Origin of the sequence: Paenibacillus sp. FSL P4-0338, from assembly GCF_038002365.1 — a bacterium.
In the GTDB taxonomy this organism is placed as follows: domain Bacteria; phylum Bacillota; class Bacilli; order Paenibacillales; family Paenibacillaceae; genus Paenibacillus_AQ.
Window position 1 is genome coordinate 4,322,531 of the sequence record NZ_JBBOCG010000001.1, and the last position, 16,877, is coordinate 4,339,407.

Annotated in this window: 10 protein-coding genes; 3 read left to right on the plus strand and 7 right to left on the minus strand. The window is 56.2% G+C overall.

What is annotated here, in order from left to right; all coding sequences use genetic code 11:
* Positions 1 to 144: 144 nt before the first annotated feature.
* The 6 genes from MKZ07_RS18930 to MKZ07_RS18955 all read right to left on the minus strand — a co-directional run bounded on the left by MKZ07_RS18930 (position 145) and on the right by MKZ07_RS18955 (position 10,441).
* Positions 145 to 1,161, minus strand: a complete 1,017-nt coding sequence (locus MKZ07_RS18930; RefSeq protein WP_341027135.1) for a glycoside hydrolase family 130 protein — start codon at positions 1,159 to 1,161, stop codon at positions 145 to 147.
* 218 nt (positions 1,162 to 1,379) lie between these two features.
* The gene (locus MKZ07_RS18935) at positions 1,380 to 4,550 is read right to left on the minus strand and encodes an alpha-mannosidase (protein ID WP_341027136.1); all 3,171 of its coding nucleotides are present in this window, start codon (positions 4,548 to 4,550) and stop codon (positions 1,380 to 1,382) included.
* A gap of 3 nt (positions 4,551 to 4,553) precedes the next feature.
* Positions 4,554 to 6,857, minus strand: coding sequence for a glycoside hydrolase family 3 N-terminal domain-containing protein (locus tag MKZ07_RS18940; protein ID WP_341027137.1), 2,304 nt, complete (start codon positions 6,855 to 6,857; stop codon positions 4,554 to 4,556).
* A gap of 93 nt (positions 6,858 to 6,950) precedes the next feature.
* Positions 6,951 to 8,561, minus strand: a complete 1,611-nt coding sequence (locus tag MKZ07_RS18945) for an extracellular solute-binding protein (protein ID WP_036694907.1) — start codon at positions 8,559 to 8,561, stop codon at positions 6,951 to 6,953.
* A 37-nt stretch (positions 8,562 to 8,598) separates the two neighbouring features.
* Positions 8,599 to 9,510: a carbohydrate ABC transporter permease gene (locus MKZ07_RS18950; RefSeq protein ID WP_036694906.1), complete on the minus strand. Its 912-nt coding sequence runs from the start codon at positions 9,508 to 9,510 to the stop codon at positions 8,599 to 8,601.
* 16 nt (positions 9,511 to 9,526) lie between these two features.
* Positions 9,527 to 10,441: an ABC transporter permease gene (locus MKZ07_RS18955; RefSeq protein ID WP_341027138.1), complete on the minus strand. Its 915-nt coding sequence runs from the start codon at positions 10,439 to 10,441 to the stop codon at positions 9,527 to 9,529.
* A 356-nt stretch (positions 10,442 to 10,797) separates the two neighbouring features.
* Here MKZ07_RS18955 and MKZ07_RS18960 point away from each other — a divergent pair, with 356 nt between their 5' ends.
* From MKZ07_RS18960 to MKZ07_RS18970, 3 genes are all read left to right on the plus strand, one after another.
* Complete coding sequence (locus MKZ07_RS18960; RefSeq protein WP_341027139.1) at positions 10,798 to 13,566, plus strand: alpha-mannosidase; 2,769 nt, start codon at positions 10,798 to 10,800, stop codon at positions 13,564 to 13,566.
* A gap of 27 nt (positions 13,567 to 13,593) precedes the next feature.
* Positions 13,594 to 14,874 carry a glycoside hydrolase family 125 protein gene (locus tag MKZ07_RS18965; RefSeq protein ID WP_051493447.1) on the plus strand — a complete coding sequence of 427 codons (1,281 nt, stop codon included), beginning with the start codon at positions 13,594 to 13,596 and terminating at the stop codon, positions 14,872 to 14,874.
* 647 nt (positions 14,875 to 15,521) lie between these two features.
* A complete protein-coding gene (locus MKZ07_RS18970; protein WP_036694903.1) occupies positions 15,522 to 15,926 on the plus strand; it encodes a hypothetical protein in 405 nt (134 codons plus the stop codon).
* 148 nt (positions 15,927 to 16,074) lie between these two features.
* Here MKZ07_RS18970 and deoC read toward each other — a convergent pair whose 3' ends face one another.
* Entirely contained in the window at positions 16,075 to 16,752 is a 678-nt protein-coding gene (gene deoC, locus MKZ07_RS18975) for a deoxyribose-phosphate aldolase (protein WP_036694901.1), read from the minus strand.
* Positions 16,753 to 16,877: the final 125 nt, after the last annotated feature.

The window sequence follows — 16,877 nt, forward strand, 5'->3', positions numbered from 1 at the left end:
AACATTTATATCACCAGCAGCTATGCAGGTGATTCGCCACTTCGCCATTTGCGGGACGAATCACGCAGCCTGCCTCACCAGTGCTTGGGTTACTCCGCTTCGCGGGGCGATTATCTGGTACTCCGCTTGGCGGCGGCTTCCTGGCTACTCCGCTTCGTTCAGAATATGCTCCACCAATTCATCCAGCGGCACCGTGGCGAGCGCGATCGCTGTGTCGGTTACCCCGTAGTAGATATAGAGCAGGCCGTCCTTGACCACATTGCCGGTCGGGAAGATGACATTCGGAATCTGGAAGCCAAATTTCTCGTAATACGTCTCCGGCTCCATAATGAAGTTATGGGTCCGGGCAATGATTTTCTCCGGCTGCTCCAGATCCAGCAGCATCGCCCCTACACGGTAGACGATCTCTTCATCGACACCGTGATAGAGCACCAGCCAGCCCTTGTCTGTACGGATTGGAGGCGTTGAGCCGCCGATCTTCCGCGACTCCCAGGACAGGTTCCCGGCGGCGGCGAGCAGCTTGGGCTCTTCCCAATTCACGAGATCCTCGGAATAGGTAATCCACATAGCAGCTTTTTCCGTCCCGTAAGCTTCGCCCACATATTCTTCGGGGCGGCGGAGCAGCACGAATTTGCCGTTTATTTTCTCAGGGAACAGGATGTTGTCCCGGTCATTGATGTCGAGCGGTGTGGTATCCGCCACGAACTCCCAGTCCAGCAAATTGGTTGACTTCAGAATCGAGGAGCGGGTCAGCCAGTGGCCCTCCTCTTCCCCCCAGCCGTCCGGGTATTTGGGAATGGAGCGCTCAGGGACGCCGGCCCCGGTAGGATAATAGCTCATGGCGCAGGGACGCAGGGCGTAGTTGAGGTAGAAGGTTCCATCGATCTTCACAATACGCGGGTCCTGCACGCTGCCGTACGGAAAGCCCAGCATATCCGGGGTAACAATCGGCTCATCCTTCACATGGGTGAAGTTCACTCCGTCCTCACTCTCCTGCAAGCCCAGATAGTTCTTGCAGGGAGTCAGGGAACCGGCGGTGCGCTCGATCATATAGAACTTGCCGTTATCGATGATGACCGCCGGGTTGAACACGGTCACCTTGCGCCACTCATAGCCGCCCGGGACGACAATCGGATTATTGGGATGTCTTGTAATTTGCATGTCTATTCCTCCTGCGAATGATGTTCGTGGTATATAAGAAGCACTTAGGCTTTGAACTTGAAGCTTGATCGTCACTGCGGTGAACATTTGGACTTCCGGCCGCTGTTGTCAACAGATTTCTAGATTTAATCCGCTTTTCAGCGGTTGAAATCCGTTGACAAAGGCGGACGCTACCGCTCCTACAGTTCCAAATTTCCCCTCCGCTTCTCTGCTTTCTGTTAATTACTTTCGTGCTTCTTATATAACTTAAGCGTCTGTACCTCATAGGGTCTGAAGGACAGCGGGATGACGCCGCCGGCGGTCTCCACGGAGCTGGTCGTGCTCTCCAGCAGATTGACGCGGCAGGCGCGGACGTCCTTGTCCTTCCAATCCAGCACAGCCGATTCTCTGCTGCCCGCCGCTTCATACAGCCGGATAATCGTGCCGCTGCCGTCCTCTGCCTGCTTGATTGTATCGAGCATGACATGATGGCTCTGGAAGGCAAGCCAGGCATGGGTGCTTGGATATTGGCCGGAATGTGCGGCTTCGCTGACCGCCAGCAGCGGTTCATTCAGCTCTGCTGCTTCCCGTACCACATCGGCCTGCCGCCATTCTCCGCTATGCGGATACAGCGAATAGGTGAATTCATGCTCCCCCTGGTCGGCATAACGGTCCGGCCAGCGCGGGGAGCGCAGCAGCGAGAGCCGCAGCACTCCGTCATGAATGTCATAGCCGTATTTGCAGTCGTTCAGTAGGCTCACGCCATAGCCGCCCTCGGACAGATCGGCCCAGCGGTGCCCGCAGACCTCGAATTGCGCCTGCTCCCAGCTGGTGTTGCGGTGGGTCGGGCGCTCCAGCGCGCCGAACGGAATCTCATAGGTAGCCTTCGCGGCCACAATGTCCACCGGAAAAGCAACCTTCAGCAGCTTATGCTGCTCCCTCCAGCTTACGCGGGTACGGAAATCCACCCTGCGGCTGTTCCGGGGCAGGACGATCTCCTGCTCAATCAGCGATTCATGCAGCTGCCAGCGGAACTTCAGCACGGTCTGCACAGGGCTGCTGGTGAGCACCCGGCAGTCCAGCAGCTTCGCCTTGCCCGCAGGCTGCTGCTCATAACGCGGATCTATATCCCAGGCATCCCACAGCGGCGGGGTGTCATGGTAGAACTGAAGCTGGTTCCCGGTTTGGCCGGGCTGGAGCAGCTCGCGGCCCGCGCTTTTGTCAAACCAGCGGCTGATTTCGCCGTACTTATTGAATGTGAGGATGTAATGGTCGGTCTCCCACTCTTCCGGGAAAGCTTCCCCGATGACGGAAGCACCCGGCGGCTCAGGCCATGCTCCGGCCGGCTCCTCCGCCTCCCGCAGCCAGATCGTCCGGCAGCCGAAGGCCGGAACCTTGCGGACCTGCACAGCCAGCGTGTAACTATCCCCGCCAGCCTCCGTGTTCCAGTATTCGCTCGGCAGCAGACCGTCCTCGTCGAATACCTGCACCGCAGCCAGCTCAGAACCGCCCTCCAGCCGGAGCAGCTCCGTACGCTCCCAGCCCAGGCTGTTGAAGACCACATAGGGACGGCCTTCGCCCAATGTATTCACTTCAGCCGTCAGAGCATGCAGGGAGCGGTCCAGCGCCTGCCCGCCCAGACGGAAGATCTCCGCGTATTCCTCCCGCGAGGTCGTATACACCTCCGGGATCGAAGTCCCCGGAATGATGTCATGGAACTGGTTGAGCAGCAGCAGCTTCCAGCCCTCGGCCAGCTCCCCTGAGGGCAGCCGCTGCACCTCCGGCTGATCCGGCTGCTCCAGATCCAGAGCACCGTCCTTCTCCGCCAGCACACTCCAAATCTCCGCCTGCCGGTACAAAATCTCCGCCTTGCGGTTGCTGCACTTATTGAAGGCATGGGTCGTGAAGGTCCCCCGGTGCAGCTCCAGATAGAGATCGCCGTGCCACGCCGGAAGCTCCGGCTGGCGCGCGCCGATCTCCGAGAAGAAGGCTTCCGCCGTCGAGAATTCGCTAACCGGCTGGCCCGGCGCAAGATCGGTGCGGCTCACATATTCCAGCATCTCGTGGGTGACCCCGCCTCCGCCGTCGCCGTGTCCGTAGAGCAGCATCAGCTCATCATGCGCTTCCTTCTGGGCGTTGGCCTGCCAATGCTCCTGCACATCCTTCGGATGCGTATGCTCGTTCACCCCATGGTTCTGATAGGCCACAATCCTCGTCCCGTCAATGCCGACCCAATGGAATAAGGTATGCGGGAAGGGATTGGTATCATTCCAGCCCAGCTTGGTGGTCATGAAATAATCGATACCCGCCTGCTTCAGCAGCTGCGGCAGAGAGGCGCAATAGCCGAAGGTATCCGGCAGCCATTCAATCGTGGACTGCTTGCCGAATTCCTTCATATAGAAGTCCTGGCCGTACAGCATCTGCCGGACCAGCGACTCCCCGCCGGGAATGTTCAGATCCGGCTCCACCCACATACCTCCGACCAGCTCCCACCGGCCTTCGGCAATCCGCTCCTTGATCCGCCCGTACAGCTCGGGATAATGCTCTTTGGCGAAGGCATAGAGCTGGGGCTGGCTCTGGGAGTACCGGAAGTCCGGGTACTTGTCCATCAGAGTGCAGACGGTGGAGAAGGTCCTGCTGACCTTGCGCACCGTCTCCCGGACCGGCCACAGCCAGGCCACATCAATATGCGACTGGCCTACCATATGCATCGTTCCCGGGTGCAGTCCCGCCGCCCGGTCCGCCGAAGCAGCAGCCCGTAACTGCTGTTCCGCCGCAGTTACGGCCCCGCCGTCCAGCAGCAGCTCCTCCTTCATATAGAGCGTGTCCATCACCCGCTCCAGCGCCTTAAGGCTGCGGAGGCGGCGCATGTCTCCCTCCGGCAGCAGGAGGGCCGCTTCGTGTACGATTCGCACCGTATGCAGCAGGCTGTATACCGGACGATTGACGCGCACCAGCTTGATTTCAATACCCGTCAGCGGCGGCTTGATCACCGCCTGGCGGTTCAGCGGGTCCTCCGGCTCCGGTACCGGATCATACAGCTCGATGTCCAGCTCCAGGCGCTCGCCCGCAGCGCCGGACGGCAGCGGAATGAACCAGTGATTGCTGTCCAGGCCATGGTACGGCGCTCCGCCCAGCTTCAGCAGACCTTCCCCGCGTCCCAGATAGAGCAGCGCCGCCTCTTCCGGTGCCCAGTCTCCCGGCACCGCGATCTCCCGGTGAAGGAAATAGGTGGTTCCATACCCGCCATCCAGCCGGGAAACATTGTACTCCCGATGCAGCTCCTCCTCATGCTCATAGCAGCCGGGAGTGCGGTAGCGGGACCTCCGCATAGTCCATTCCGCAAGCTCTATCTTCTCAGCCCATTGCCGCTTGTCCAGCCATCCGGCGAACCGGTCCATACGCTTCATAGCTTAGCCCTCCTCTCTGACTTGGAGCGGCGCGCTCAGGTACTCTGCGGAGTGCGGGCCGGCCATCACTGTGAATTCTCCCGGCTCGACGATCCGCGTCAGATCTGCCGATACATACTCCAGCTCCTCCCGGCCTACACGGAACGTCACCGTCTGCGTGTCTCCCGGCTGAAGGCTGATCTTGCGGAAGCCCTTCAGCTGCTTCTCGGGCCGGGTAATGGAAGAGGCCAGGTCGGAAATATACAGCTGGACCACCTCGCTGCCCGCCCGGTCACCGCTGTTAGTTACATCCACGGAGACAAGCGCTTCTTCATCCGCAGAGATTACAGGAGGCTCCACCTTCAGGTTGCTGTATCCGAATTCAGTGAAGCTAAGACCATAGCCGAAGGGATATTCAGCGTGAAAATCCGTCTCCAGATACCGTTTGCCTCTCGTCCGCCGCTTATAGTAGTACACGGGCAGCTGGCCGACATGCTTCGGGATGCTGATCGTCAGCCGCCCGGAAGGGTTCACCTCGCCGAACAGAATGTCAGCAATTGCATGTCCGCCCTCCTGGCCCGGGTACCACGCCTCCAGAATGGCGTCCGCGTGCTCTACAATCCAAGGCTCGGCAATCGGGCGGCCGTTGATATAGACCACAATCAGCGGCTTGCCCAGCTTGTGGATCTCCTGCGCTAACTCCAGTTGCACGCCCATCAGATTCAGCGTGGACCGGTCGATGCCCTCGCCGCATTCCATGTCGCTCCAGGAATGCTCCGTCACAACAGAAGCGCCGGTGAGCAAATCAATCGTCCCCTCACCGAAATCTCTGGCGCTGGAGCCGCCGATCGCCAGCACCACCGCATCGGCTTCGGCCGCACAGGCCAGCGCAGGGGTGAAGCCTTCCCGGGAATCGCCCTTGATCCGGCAGCCGGGTGCGTACAGGACCTTGTCCGCTCCACCGCCCAGCGCCTGCCGGATACCGTCCAGCACGGTGATAATCGCGCCTGCGGGCTGCGGCGAGGTATAGTCGCCAAGCTGGTTGTACGGGGCATCCGCATTGGGGCCGATCACAGCAAGCTTACGGATCTCCTTACTTAGCGGCAGCACTGCGTTCTCATTCTTCAGCATGATGATGCTCTCACCGGCAATCCGCCGGGCCAGCTCGCGGTGCTCCGGCTTGCCGATGATGCTCTCCGCCTGCTCAGGATCGGCATAGGGGCGGTCGAACAGCCCAAGCTTGAACTTCAACTCCAGAATCCGTGCCGCCGCACGCTCCAGATCGGATTCCTGCAGCCGCCCGTGCGTGGTAGCAGCCGCGATATGCTGCTCGAACATCTCGCCCGACATCTCCATATCGATGCCCGCCAGCAGTGCCTGCGCTACAGCTGTTTCTCCGCTATTTGCGGTGTTATGACCATTCGTCAGCATGCCCAGCGCTCCGCAGTCCGTGATCACGAAGCCTTCGAAGCCCCACTCTTCCCGCAGCACATCCTGCAAAAGATAACGGTTCGTCGTACACGGCACGCCGTCAATCTCGTTGTAAGCTGTCATAATGGACAGCGCACCGGCCTCTACCGCCTTACGGAACGGCAACAGATCAACCTCATGCAGCTCGCGCAATCCCATATGCACGGGCGCGGAGTTCCGCCCGCCTTCCGAGCTGCCGTAGGCGGCGAAGTGCTTCAGGGTGGCAAGCACGGAATCCTCCGCGTCCAGCCGTTCTCCCTGCAAGCCCTTCACGGCCTCCACACCCATAGTCGCAATCAGGAACGGATCTTCGCCGAAGGTCTCCTCCGTCCGGCCCCAGCGCGGATCACGCACCACATCCAGCACCGGCGAGTAGGTCGCCGCTCCGCCCTGGCTGCGGGTCTCAAGCGCTACCACCCGGCACATCTCCCGGTACAGCTCCGGGTTCCACATGCTGCCCAGTGCAAGCGGCACCGGAAATACAGTGGCTCCGATCGCCATATGCCCGTGGGAGCATTCTTCGCCGAACAGAATCGGAATGCCAAGCCGGCTCTCCTTCATCGCATAAGCCTGAATGGCATTAACGGCCTCCGCCCCCTCCTTCGGGGACAGGCCGGTCTCCAGCGTGACTCCGGTCCACGGGTCGGCACGCAGCGTCCCGTACAGGGAGCCGACGCCTCCGGTAGCAACCTGGCGCTTGAAGGCTTCCGTCATGCCTGTGGTTCCGTCCGCGTGCTTCTCATAGCACTGCCAGCCGAAAGGCTGGACTAATTGTCCAGCCTTCTCTCCAAGTGTCATGCGCTGCAGCAGGTCCTGTACCCGATCCGCCACAGTCCGCGTTTTATCCTTATAGATCATTTTTACAGCACCTTTCTGCATTAGTCATTCTGCCGCTCACTCTCGGCACTTCAGAGAATGAAAGTTCGAAGAAAATGGATAGCGCCTGAGGAATTAGTTAGTCTTCCAGCGGTCATACGCAGCCTGGTTGATCTCGGCTACACGCTCTCCGCCCATCTTCTTGACAGTTGCGACATAGTTGTCCCAGCCGGTCAGCGGCTCGGCACCAGTGATGAACTTCGCTTCCATCTGCTTCACATAAGTGCTCAGGTCCGAATTCAGACTGCTGATTTCTGTCTGCTCTTCCACCGTGAGGAACAGGGCCGGGAACGGAATCCGTGCGCCCCGATCCAGCAGCTTCTGCTTGGTCTCCTGCTCTACCCAGAGGTCGAAGTCTGTCTTGAGTCCCTTGTTGATATCATCCATGGACAGGGTTGGGGCAGGAATGCCGTAGTTCGGCGTCAAGGTGGCCCGGAAATCCTCCATCTCCTTGCCGTCCGGTACAGGCAGGTATTGCTTCACACGGTTGTCTTTGTCGGTGTACTCCCAGAGCGTTCCCTCCGGCCCTTTGTTGAAGAACAGGGCACCTTCATAGGAATAGAGGTAATCTACCCAGCGGAGCGAGGCTTCCGGTGCAGGGTTACTGTTCGTAATGGCGAATGCGCCGGTCGTAATTCCTCTGTTCTTGGCAATCGCCGGAGCGGACACCGATTCACTGCGCACAGGGGCGAACATCGGATCTGCCATGGACGGCTCTCCGCCCTTCGTCATATAAGCATGCCAGTCGGAAAAGAGCGCCACGCGGTTATTCTGCGCCTTGGCCTTCTTCTGCTCCGCCGTCTGCGAGAAGCTCTCATGATCCAGCAGCTCCTCGGACCAGAGACGGTTCATATACGTCAGGTACTCCTTATAGCCTTCTTCAAGCGGTGTATAGTGGACCTTGTCCGCATCGTCTACATAGATTTCTTCTTCATAGATGCCAAAAGCGCCCAGCAGCCAGGTACGGATATCGCGGAGGTTCGCAGCCGTTGTCGTCACTGAGGAGATTGGAATCTCATCGGCAGTTCCGTTGCCGTTCGGATCTTCCTCCTTCACGCGCTTCAGGTAGGTGTACAGCTCCTCGGTCGTTTCAGGCAGCTTATCGATATTCAGGGCCTTCAGGAAGTCCCCGTTATACCACATCGGGTTGCGGTACCAGTGCTGGCTCATTTCCACCACCGGCAGGGAGTAGATATGACCGTCCGGAGCGGTAATCGATTTGCGCACATCCGGGTTCTCCGCAAGCAAAGCCTTGAAGTTCGGGGCATATTCTTCGATCAGGTCTTCCAGCGGGATCAGAATGCCCTGTTCGCCGTAATTCATCTGCTCGGCAGTCGTCAGACCGGCAGCGTAGAAAATATCCGGGTAATCGCCGCTGGCGAACACCAGATTCTTTTTGGTATCGAAGCTGTCCTTCGGCGCATTTTTATATTCCATCGTAATCCCGGTCTTCTCCTTCATCTGCTGGAGCACCGGCATGTTCTCCCAGTTCTGAATGCCCACATCCGGCGCCATCATGCTCAGGGTGATCGGCTCACTCACAATCGGGAAGCCCTCCTTGTTCACCGTGGCCTCTCCGGTACCCTTATTCGCGGTGCCTTCATTGGAGCTCCCGCAACCAGCCAGCAGTCCAAGAATCACAGCCGAAGACAGCAGAATATTCCATGGTTTACGTGTGATCTGCATTAATAATTCCTCCCTTAGGTTCATTACATTTTAACCTTTAGCCTTTCACAGAGCCAATCATGACCCCTTGGACAAAATAACGCTGCAGGAACGGGTAGACCGCCACAATCGGCAGTGTCGAGACGACGATGACGCCATATTTGACCAGCGATGCCGTCTCTGCCTTATTATTCATGGCCATAGCTACCTCACCGTTGATCGCAGCGCCTGTGGTCTCAGCTGACATTTCCTGCAGGACCAGGATCTGGCGCAGCACCATCTGCAGCGGATACTTGGCTTCATCGTTCAGATAGATCAGGGACGGGAAATAGCTGTTCCAGTGTCCAACCCCGTAGAACAGGGCCATCACGGCGACAATTGGCGCGGACAGCGGCAGGATAATGCGGATGAACAGCTTCAGATTCGTACAGCCGTCGATGTGGGCCGCTTCTTGTAATTCTTTTGGAATCGTGGACTGGAAAAAGGTGCGGGCGACCACGATGTTCCACACCGATGCGGCCACAGGCAGGATCAACGCCCCCATGCTGTTAATGAGGCCCAGGTTCTTAACCAGCAGGTAGGTCGGCACCAGACCTCCGCTGAAGAACATTGTGAACAGAATGAGACCCATGAACAGCTGGCGTCCGACAAAATCAGACCGGCTGAGCGCATATGCTGCTGGCAGCGTAACCGCCAGATTAAGCAGAGTGCCCACAGCTGTATAGATGATGGTATTGAGATATCCGTTCCAAATCTTCGGGTTCTCGAACACCAGCTTGTAGCCGTCCAGCGTCACATTCTTCGGGAACAGCCACATGGCGCCCGAATTGACATCCTGCGGCGAGCTGATAGACGCGCTGAGGATGTAGATCAGCGGATAGAGGACCACTACCAGTGCAAGGCACAGATAGATGTAGGTGCTGATCAGAAACAGCTTATCTCCCCTGGATTCTTTCATCGCAGTAACCAAAGACTTCAACTCCTTTCTACCAGAGGCTGTTCTCACTGGTGCGTTTGGCAATCCGGTTGACGGTAACGAGCAGTATTACATTGACCACCGAGTTGAACAATCCGACAGCGGTCGAGAAGCTGTATTGGGCGTTCACCAGACCGGCGCGGTACACATAGGTGGATATGATATCGGAGGCTTCCATATTAAGCGAATTCTGCAGCAGCAGGATTTTCTCGAAGCCCAGGCCCAGAATGTTACCCATGTTCAGAATCAGCATGATCGTAATCGTGGGTATAATCGTCGGCAGATTGATATGCAGTACCCGCTTGATCCGGCTGGCTCCATCTACGATGGCCGCTTCATGCAGCTGGGGATCTACGCCGGACAGGGCCGCGAGATAGATAATTGTCCCCCACCCCGTGCTCTGCCAGACGCCTGAGAAGACGTACACCGTCTTGAACCAGGCCGGATCGGTCAGGAACTGTGCGGGCTGGAAGCCCAGGAATTCAATGAACCGGATAATCACTCCGCTGGAGGGCGACAGGAAGGTAATAATCATCCCTGCCATGACGACCACCGAAATGAAATGCGGCGCATAAGTAACTGTCTGGACCGACTTCTTGAACGGGCCGCTATAGACCTCATTGAAGGCCAGGGCCAGAATGATCGGCAGCGGAAACCCGATGGCAAGCTCATAGAAGCTGATGCTGAACGTGTTCCACAGCAGATCCCAGAAGAAATAAGAATTGAAAAACCGTTGGAAATGGTCGAAGCCTACCCAGTCGCTGCCTGTAATTCCTTTGGAGGGTACGAAGTTCTTGAAGGCAATCTGAATGCCGTACATCGGACCATAATGAAAGATGAAGAAATACAGTAACGCGGGAAGCATGAACAGATAGAGCTCCCAATTCTGCCAGATTCTTTTGCCAAGGGACTTGTTCCCCTTCATTCTCCCACTCCTCTCTATGTTAGTTTTCATTACACATAAATCTGTATCCGCTTCGCATTCTTGCTATGGCCTTTCCTGCTAACGCTTACATCCCAAATTGTAGAGAAACTAAGCTGACATCGTAAATATGTAGGTTGTGCATTGTCATGTTAACGGAGTGTAAAACCGCGCTGCTACGGGACTTACGGGCTGAATACTTCGATGGGCCGCTGCTGGCTTACTGCCGTAAATGTGTGAATTATGAACCCTCCTCCCCCCTGCAAAAGTTACATATTGTGATCCCCCGGCAGGTATGCAAACATTTGCTACGAATGCCATCGCTACAATATCGACTGAAGATATAGGAGGTTTCTGTCATGACCCGTACAACTGCCCACCTGATCTCACACACCCATTGGGACCGGGAATGGTATATGCCTTACGAGCGTCACCATGTGCTGCTGGCGAAGCTGATGAACGAGCTGCTGGAGACGCTGGAGCAGGACGAGCGCTACCGGTATTTCCACCTGGACGGACAGACCATTATTATTGAAGACTATCTGCAGGTTCATCCTGAGCGGAGAGAGCAGCTGGAGCGCTTCATCCGTGAAGGCCGGATTGTCATCGGCCCCTGGTATGTGCTCCAGGATGAATTCCTGACCAGCTCCGAGGCTAATGTGCGCAATCTGCTGATTGGCCATCAGGACGCAGCGAAATATGGCGTCATCTCGAAGCTCGGCTACTTCCCCGATTCCTTCGGCAATATGGGCCAAGCCCCCCAGCTGCTCAAGCAGGCTGACATTGAGACTGCGGTGTTCGGCCGCGGCGTGAAGCCGACGGGCTTCGATAATATGGTGGGCGAGCTGAACAGCACCAGCTACGAATCGCCTTACTCTGAGATGTACTGGGAGTCACCTGATGGCTCGACTGTGCTGGGACTACTGTTTGCGAACTGGTACAGCAATGGCAACGAGGTGCCGGTAGATCTAGAGGAAGCCAAGGTCTTCTGGGGCAAAAAAATCACGGATGCCGGCAAATACGCCTCCACCCCGGAGCTGCTGTTCATGAACGGCTGTGATCATCAGCCGGTGCAGCGTGATCTCGCGGATGCGCTGGAGACGGCCCGGAAGCTGTACCCGGACACAGACTTTGTCCACTCCAGCTTCGAGCAATACCTGAAAGCGCTGGCGCCTTCGCTGCCTGAGGACCTGGTCACCGTGCATGGCGAGCTGCGCAGCCAGCATACGGACGGCTGGGGGACGCTGGTGAATACCGCTTCCGCCCGCGTCTACCTGAAGCAGCTGAACCAGCAGGGCCAGACGCTGCTGGAGAAGGGCGCTGAGCCGCTGGCGGCATTGGCTTACCTGGTCAGCGGACAGGCTTATCCTCATGCCCTGCTGACCTATGCCTGGAAGACCCTGATGCAGAATCACCCGCATGACAGCATCTGCGGCTGCAGTGTGGATGAGGTCCACCGCGAGATGATCAGCCGCTTCGAGAAGAGCCGCCATGTCGGCGAAGTTATTATTGAAGAGAGTCTGAAGGCGGTATCCGCTCAGATCGGAACCCGGAATGTAGCGGCCTGGGGCGAATCTGCCCTGCCAGTGACGGTCTTCAATACTACCGGCTGGGAACGCAGCGGAACAGTAAGCATGGAGGTCATCTTCGCCAAGCGTTACTTCAAGGAAGGGCCAAATCCGGCGGCGATTGCCGAAGCGCTGGATCAGCTTCCGCTTGACCTGGAGGGCGGTCGGCTAGTGGACTCCGAAGGGCAGATCGTGGCTTGCCGGGCGGAGGATCTGGGCACCCGGTTCGGTTATGAGCTGCCGGACGATCAGTTCCGCAAGCCTTATATGGCCCGGATGGTCCGGCTGACCTTCGAGGCCATGCATGTACCACCGCTTGGTTACAGCACCTACGCCTGGACGGGGGCGCTGGACGATGCATCCGCTGGAGCTGCCGGTGCTGCTGATGCGGGTCCGCTTAAGCTGCTGGAACGGGGGATGGAGAATGGCTTCCTGGCCGTCCAGATCCGCGAGGACGGTTCTTACGATGTGGCCGACAAGCGGACAGGCCGCAGCTTCACCGGACTCGGCGTCTATGAGAATTGCGGCGATATCGGCAATGAATATGTGTTCCGCCAGCCCGAGGGCGATGCTGCACTGACGACCAAGGGACTCGCTGCCCGGATCTCGCTTGCCGAACATGAGCCTTACCGAATCACCTATGAAATCGTGCATGAATGGACGATTCCCGCTTCCGCCGATGCTTCGTTCGAGGACGAGAAGCGCAGAATGGTGCCGTTCCGGCAGCGCAAGGCCGGACGCTCTGCGGAGCAGACTCCGCTGCGGATTGTAACCCGGATCAGCCTGGAGGCCGGCGGGACCGGCGTTCAGGTCTCGGCCGCGTTCAATAATCAGGCTAAGGATCACCGGCTGCGTGTGCTTTTCCCTACCGGGCTGGCGGCGTCCACCCTGCGGGCCGACTCGATCTTCGAAGCTGCTGAACGTGAGATCGAGCCGGCTGCGGACTGGATCAATCCGAGCAATGCCCAGCACCAGCAGGCTTATGTCAGTGTGTCGGATGGCAGCGCCGGACTACTGGTAGCCAATAAAGGGCTGAACGAATACGAGGTGCTGCGGGACGGCAGCAATGCAATTGCCGTTACCCTGCTGCGCAGCGTATCGGAGCTGGGGGACTGGGGCGTGTTCCCTACACCGGAAGCCCAGTGTCTTGGTGAGCAGACGGTGGAGTTCGCGGTCTGTCCCTTTGCCGGGGATACGGACTGGACGGAGGCCTGCTCCTGGGCCTATCAGTACCAGGTACCTTGGTTCACGGTCCAGACCGGCTGGCAGGAGGGTTCCCTCCCTGCGGTCTATCAGCCGCTGGAATGGCAGGGCCGCACTTTGGCGCTGTCCGCCTTCAAAATGTCCGCAGACCATGAGGACCTCATTCTACGCTGGTACAACCTGGCGGGAGCAGAGCAGGAGCTCGCGCTTACGCCGCATTTTCCCGTGAAGGCCATCCATGCCAGTGATATTCTGGAACGGCGCAAACAGCAGGAAGCCCTGGAAGCAGGCACTCTACGCCACTCTGTCGGTAAAGCTCAAATTGTCACCTATGCTCTAAAATCCGCACAATCCTAAATTCACTATGCCAGGAGGAATTACATCATGAATCTGCCAGCTTCCATTACCGCCTATCTGAATGAGGCCGATGAACGGCTTGCGCATCACCCGAAACTGCAGCAGTTGTTCCGCAACTGCTTCCCGAACACACTGGAGACTACAACCAAGCTGCTGGAGGACGGCACGACCTTCGTGTTCACCGGCGATATTCCGGCCATGTGGCTGCGCGATTCGACGGAGCAGGTGCGGCACTATATTCCTTTTGCCAAGCATGACCCTGAATTGCAGCGGATTCTCCGCGGCCTGATTGCCCGCCAGATGTTCTATGTGAATATTGATCCGTACACCAACGCCTTCAACGAGACGGCAAGCGACAAGCATTACCGCGATACGGACGACTGTAACCTGAACCCGTGGATGTGGGAACGCAAATATGAGCTGGACTCCCTCTGCTTCGTCGTTCAGCTGGCTTATATGTACTGGAAGGAAGCGGAGCAGACCGATATCTTCGATGCTGCCTGCTATCAGGCGCTGACCTCGATTGTGAACACGATTGAGACCGAGCAGCGCCACGGGGAGAAGTCCCCGTACCACTTCGTCCGCCAGACGCTGAAAGATACCGAGACCTTGCAGAATGACGGCCGGGGAATGCCGGTCAACTATACGGGGATGAGCTGGTCGGGCTTCCGCCCAAGCGATGATAGCTGCGAATTCGGCTACAACATTCCTTCGAATATGTTCGCTGTGGTTATTCTGGGATATATTGGCGAGATGGCAACTGAGGTATATAAGGATGAGCGGCTGGCAGCCAGAGCGGCGAAGCTCCGCAAAGATATCGACTTCGGCATCCGTACCTACGGCATCGTAACCCATCCGAAATACGGCAGAATCTACGCCTATGAGACAGATGGCTACGGCAACTACTCACTGATGGACGATGCCGGAACCCCGGGGCTGATCTCTATTCCTTATATTGGGTATGTTGGCGTGGAGGATGAGATCTATCAGAATACCCGCCGGTTCGCGCTCAGCTTCGACAACCCGTTCTATTTCGAGGGCAAGCACGCCAAGGGCATCGGCAGTCCGCATACGCCGGGCGGTTATGTGTGGCATATGGCGCTATCCATGCAGGCACTGACGGCGGATAACGATGAGGAGATCAAGGAGCTGATCGATATGCTGATCCGGACCGATGCCGATACCGGCTATATGCACGAAGGCTTCCACCCGGATGATCCGGCTGACTTCTCGCGCGAGTGGTTCGCCTGGTCCAACAGCCTGTTCGCCACGCTGATCGGCAAGGCAATGGATAAGGGGCTGGTCTAGGGGGTAGCGGGAAATCAAACAGAACTTTCGGTTTTGCCCACTAATAGAGGAGCTAATACTAGCAATCTGCAGAATAAAATCCCCCTGCGGTAAATAATACTGGTGTCTTATCACTTTCTGGTGGCATATCCAGCCATTTCTCTCTCACCGATCAGTTATATAGAGAGCATTGTTGCATGTTTTGCAGGATTCTTCTACAACTTTTACTGATTGTAGTAGAGTGTTGCATTATTTGCACAAATTTCAGTACAGAGAGCAAGTTAGCGCTGACTTTGTTGTATTTCGTACAGGTTTTCGGTACAGACCGCTTCTATTGGGCAGTATTGCTGCACTTTTTGCAGGATTTCTCTAAAAATGTTCCTGGCTGGGGAACATGCGGCTTATACGTCATCCCAGCAGCGCCCCTTGTATTCTGTTTTACGCATATATTTGGCCCACGTACAATAAAAAAAACAAGGACCTGCTAAAACCCACAGTGTCCTTGTTTTTTCATACCGTCAAAAGCCAGTTGACATTAGCCAAGGCTACATAATTCATTCCCTGGAAATCAACCTTCAATAATGCCTACTGCCTTGCCCCTCAACCATAGATCATTCATAAAATTGTCCACCTAGAGTATGTATGGAAGTGGAGTGAGGTGATTAATTATGCTAAAGCTGAATAGTATCAGTTGTATGTATGCTTTATTATTATTTATTGAATTGCAATTAATGGGGAATGTAAATAGATTGAGTAGGACAACTGGTTTAGATTTCGTTTTTACAAATAGATTGGTCTCAATTTTTAATATAATATTTTTTATATTAGGTACGGCTTTCTTCATTTTTTATACCAACAAGCATTTTAAAGCATCTAAATTAAATTATTTCACGGCAATTTTATGGTTGCCATACTTCGCCATTTTCGTATTTGTTTTTACCACAATATGGCCAAATGTTAATCCTGCTGAAATGGTTCCTCCAGTGCATGGACTCCTTGCTATTGGTGCTATGGTTATATATCCTTTTTATATAACTTTTATTAATTTGTTAAGTACTCTTAAATACAATTAATTTATGTAGTGGAACGGCAGCACTCATTTGATCATTAATAGTTGGAGGAAATCCACCTTCCCTACTTCCCACAAGCAGAAAACGGCTGAGGCTCCCTTGAACTCAAGGAGGCCTCAGCCGTTTCTGTGTGTATTTAGCTTACTTCGGCTTAGTAGCCGCTCTGGCTCTGCTCGCCCTTGGCAATCGCTACGCCGCCGCTGGTTCCGATCCGGCTGGCGCCTGCGCCGATCATCACGAGGGCGTCTTCCGCGCTGCGTACACCGCCGGAGGCCTTCACGCCGATCTCAGGACCGACCGTTGCCCGCATCAGGGCGATATCTTCCTTCGTTGCCCCGCCGGTCGAGAAGCCGGTCGAAGTCTTCACGAAGTCTGCGCCCGCTTCTACAGCAAGCTTGCAGGCACGGACCTTCTCCTCTTCAGTCAGCAGGCAGGCCTCAATAATGACCTTGGTCAGCGCTTTGCCGCGCGCGGCTTCGACTACTGCAACCATATCGCGCTTCACCAGTTCGTCATTGCCATCCTTTAGTGCGCCGATATTAATGACCATATCCACCTCACCGGCACCGTTCGCAATGGCATCCTTCGTCTCAAAAGCCTTCGACTCAGGCGTCGATGCCCCCAGCGGGAAGCCGATTACTGTACATACCTTCACTTCCGGTGTATCCTTCAGCACGGCATGCGCCGTGGCGACCCATGCCGGATTCACACACACAGAGGCGAATTTGTAGGCTTTTGCCTCTTCAGCAAGCTTGATAATATCATCTTTACGGGCATCCGCCTTCAGCAGCGTATGATCAATAATCCCGGATATTGTAGTTTCACTCATGTTCAATTCCTCCATATAATCGGTAATAGATGTTCACATCCCTTGTAATCATACCAATAGTCGGACACTTTTGAAAGCTGGAGGGTATCACATCTGCTAATCCTGTATCCAATCCGGGCAGTATA

Excerpts from the sequence above, each read along its gene's own strand:
- MKZ07_RS18945 (WP_036694907.1), bottom strand. The coding sequence starts at position 8,561 with ATGCAGATCACACGTAAACCATGGAATATTCTGCTGTCTTCGGCTGTG.
- MKZ07_RS18930 (WP_341027135.1), bottom strand. The coding sequence starts at position 1,161 with ATGCAAATTACAAGACATCCCAATAATCCGATTGTCGTCCCGGGCGGC.
- MKZ07_RS18970 (WP_036694903.1), top strand. The coding sequence starts at position 15,522 with ATGCTAAAGCTGAATAGTATCAGTTGTATGTATGCTTTATTATTATTT.
- deoC (WP_036694901.1), bottom strand. The coding sequence starts at position 16,752 with ATGAGTGAAACTACAATATCCGGGATTATTGATCATACGCTGCTGAAG.
- MKZ07_RS18940 (WP_341027137.1), bottom strand. The coding sequence starts at position 6,857 with ATGATCTATAAGGATAAAACGCGGACTGTGGCGGATCGGGTACAGGAC.
- MKZ07_RS18955 (WP_341027138.1), bottom strand. The coding sequence starts at position 10,441 with ATGAAGGGGAACAAGTCCCTTGGCAAAAGAATCTGGCAGAATTGGGAG.
- MKZ07_RS18935 (WP_341027136.1), bottom strand. The coding sequence starts at position 4,550 with ATGAAGCGTATGGACCGGTTCGCCGGATGGCTGGACAAGCGGCAATGG.
- MKZ07_RS18960 (WP_341027139.1), top strand. The coding sequence starts at position 10,798 with ATGACCCGTACAACTGCCCACCTGATCTCACACACCCATTGGGACCGG.
- MKZ07_RS18965 (WP_051493447.1), top strand. The coding sequence starts at position 13,594 with ATGAATCTGCCAGCTTCCATTACCGCCTATCTGAATGAGGCCGATGAA.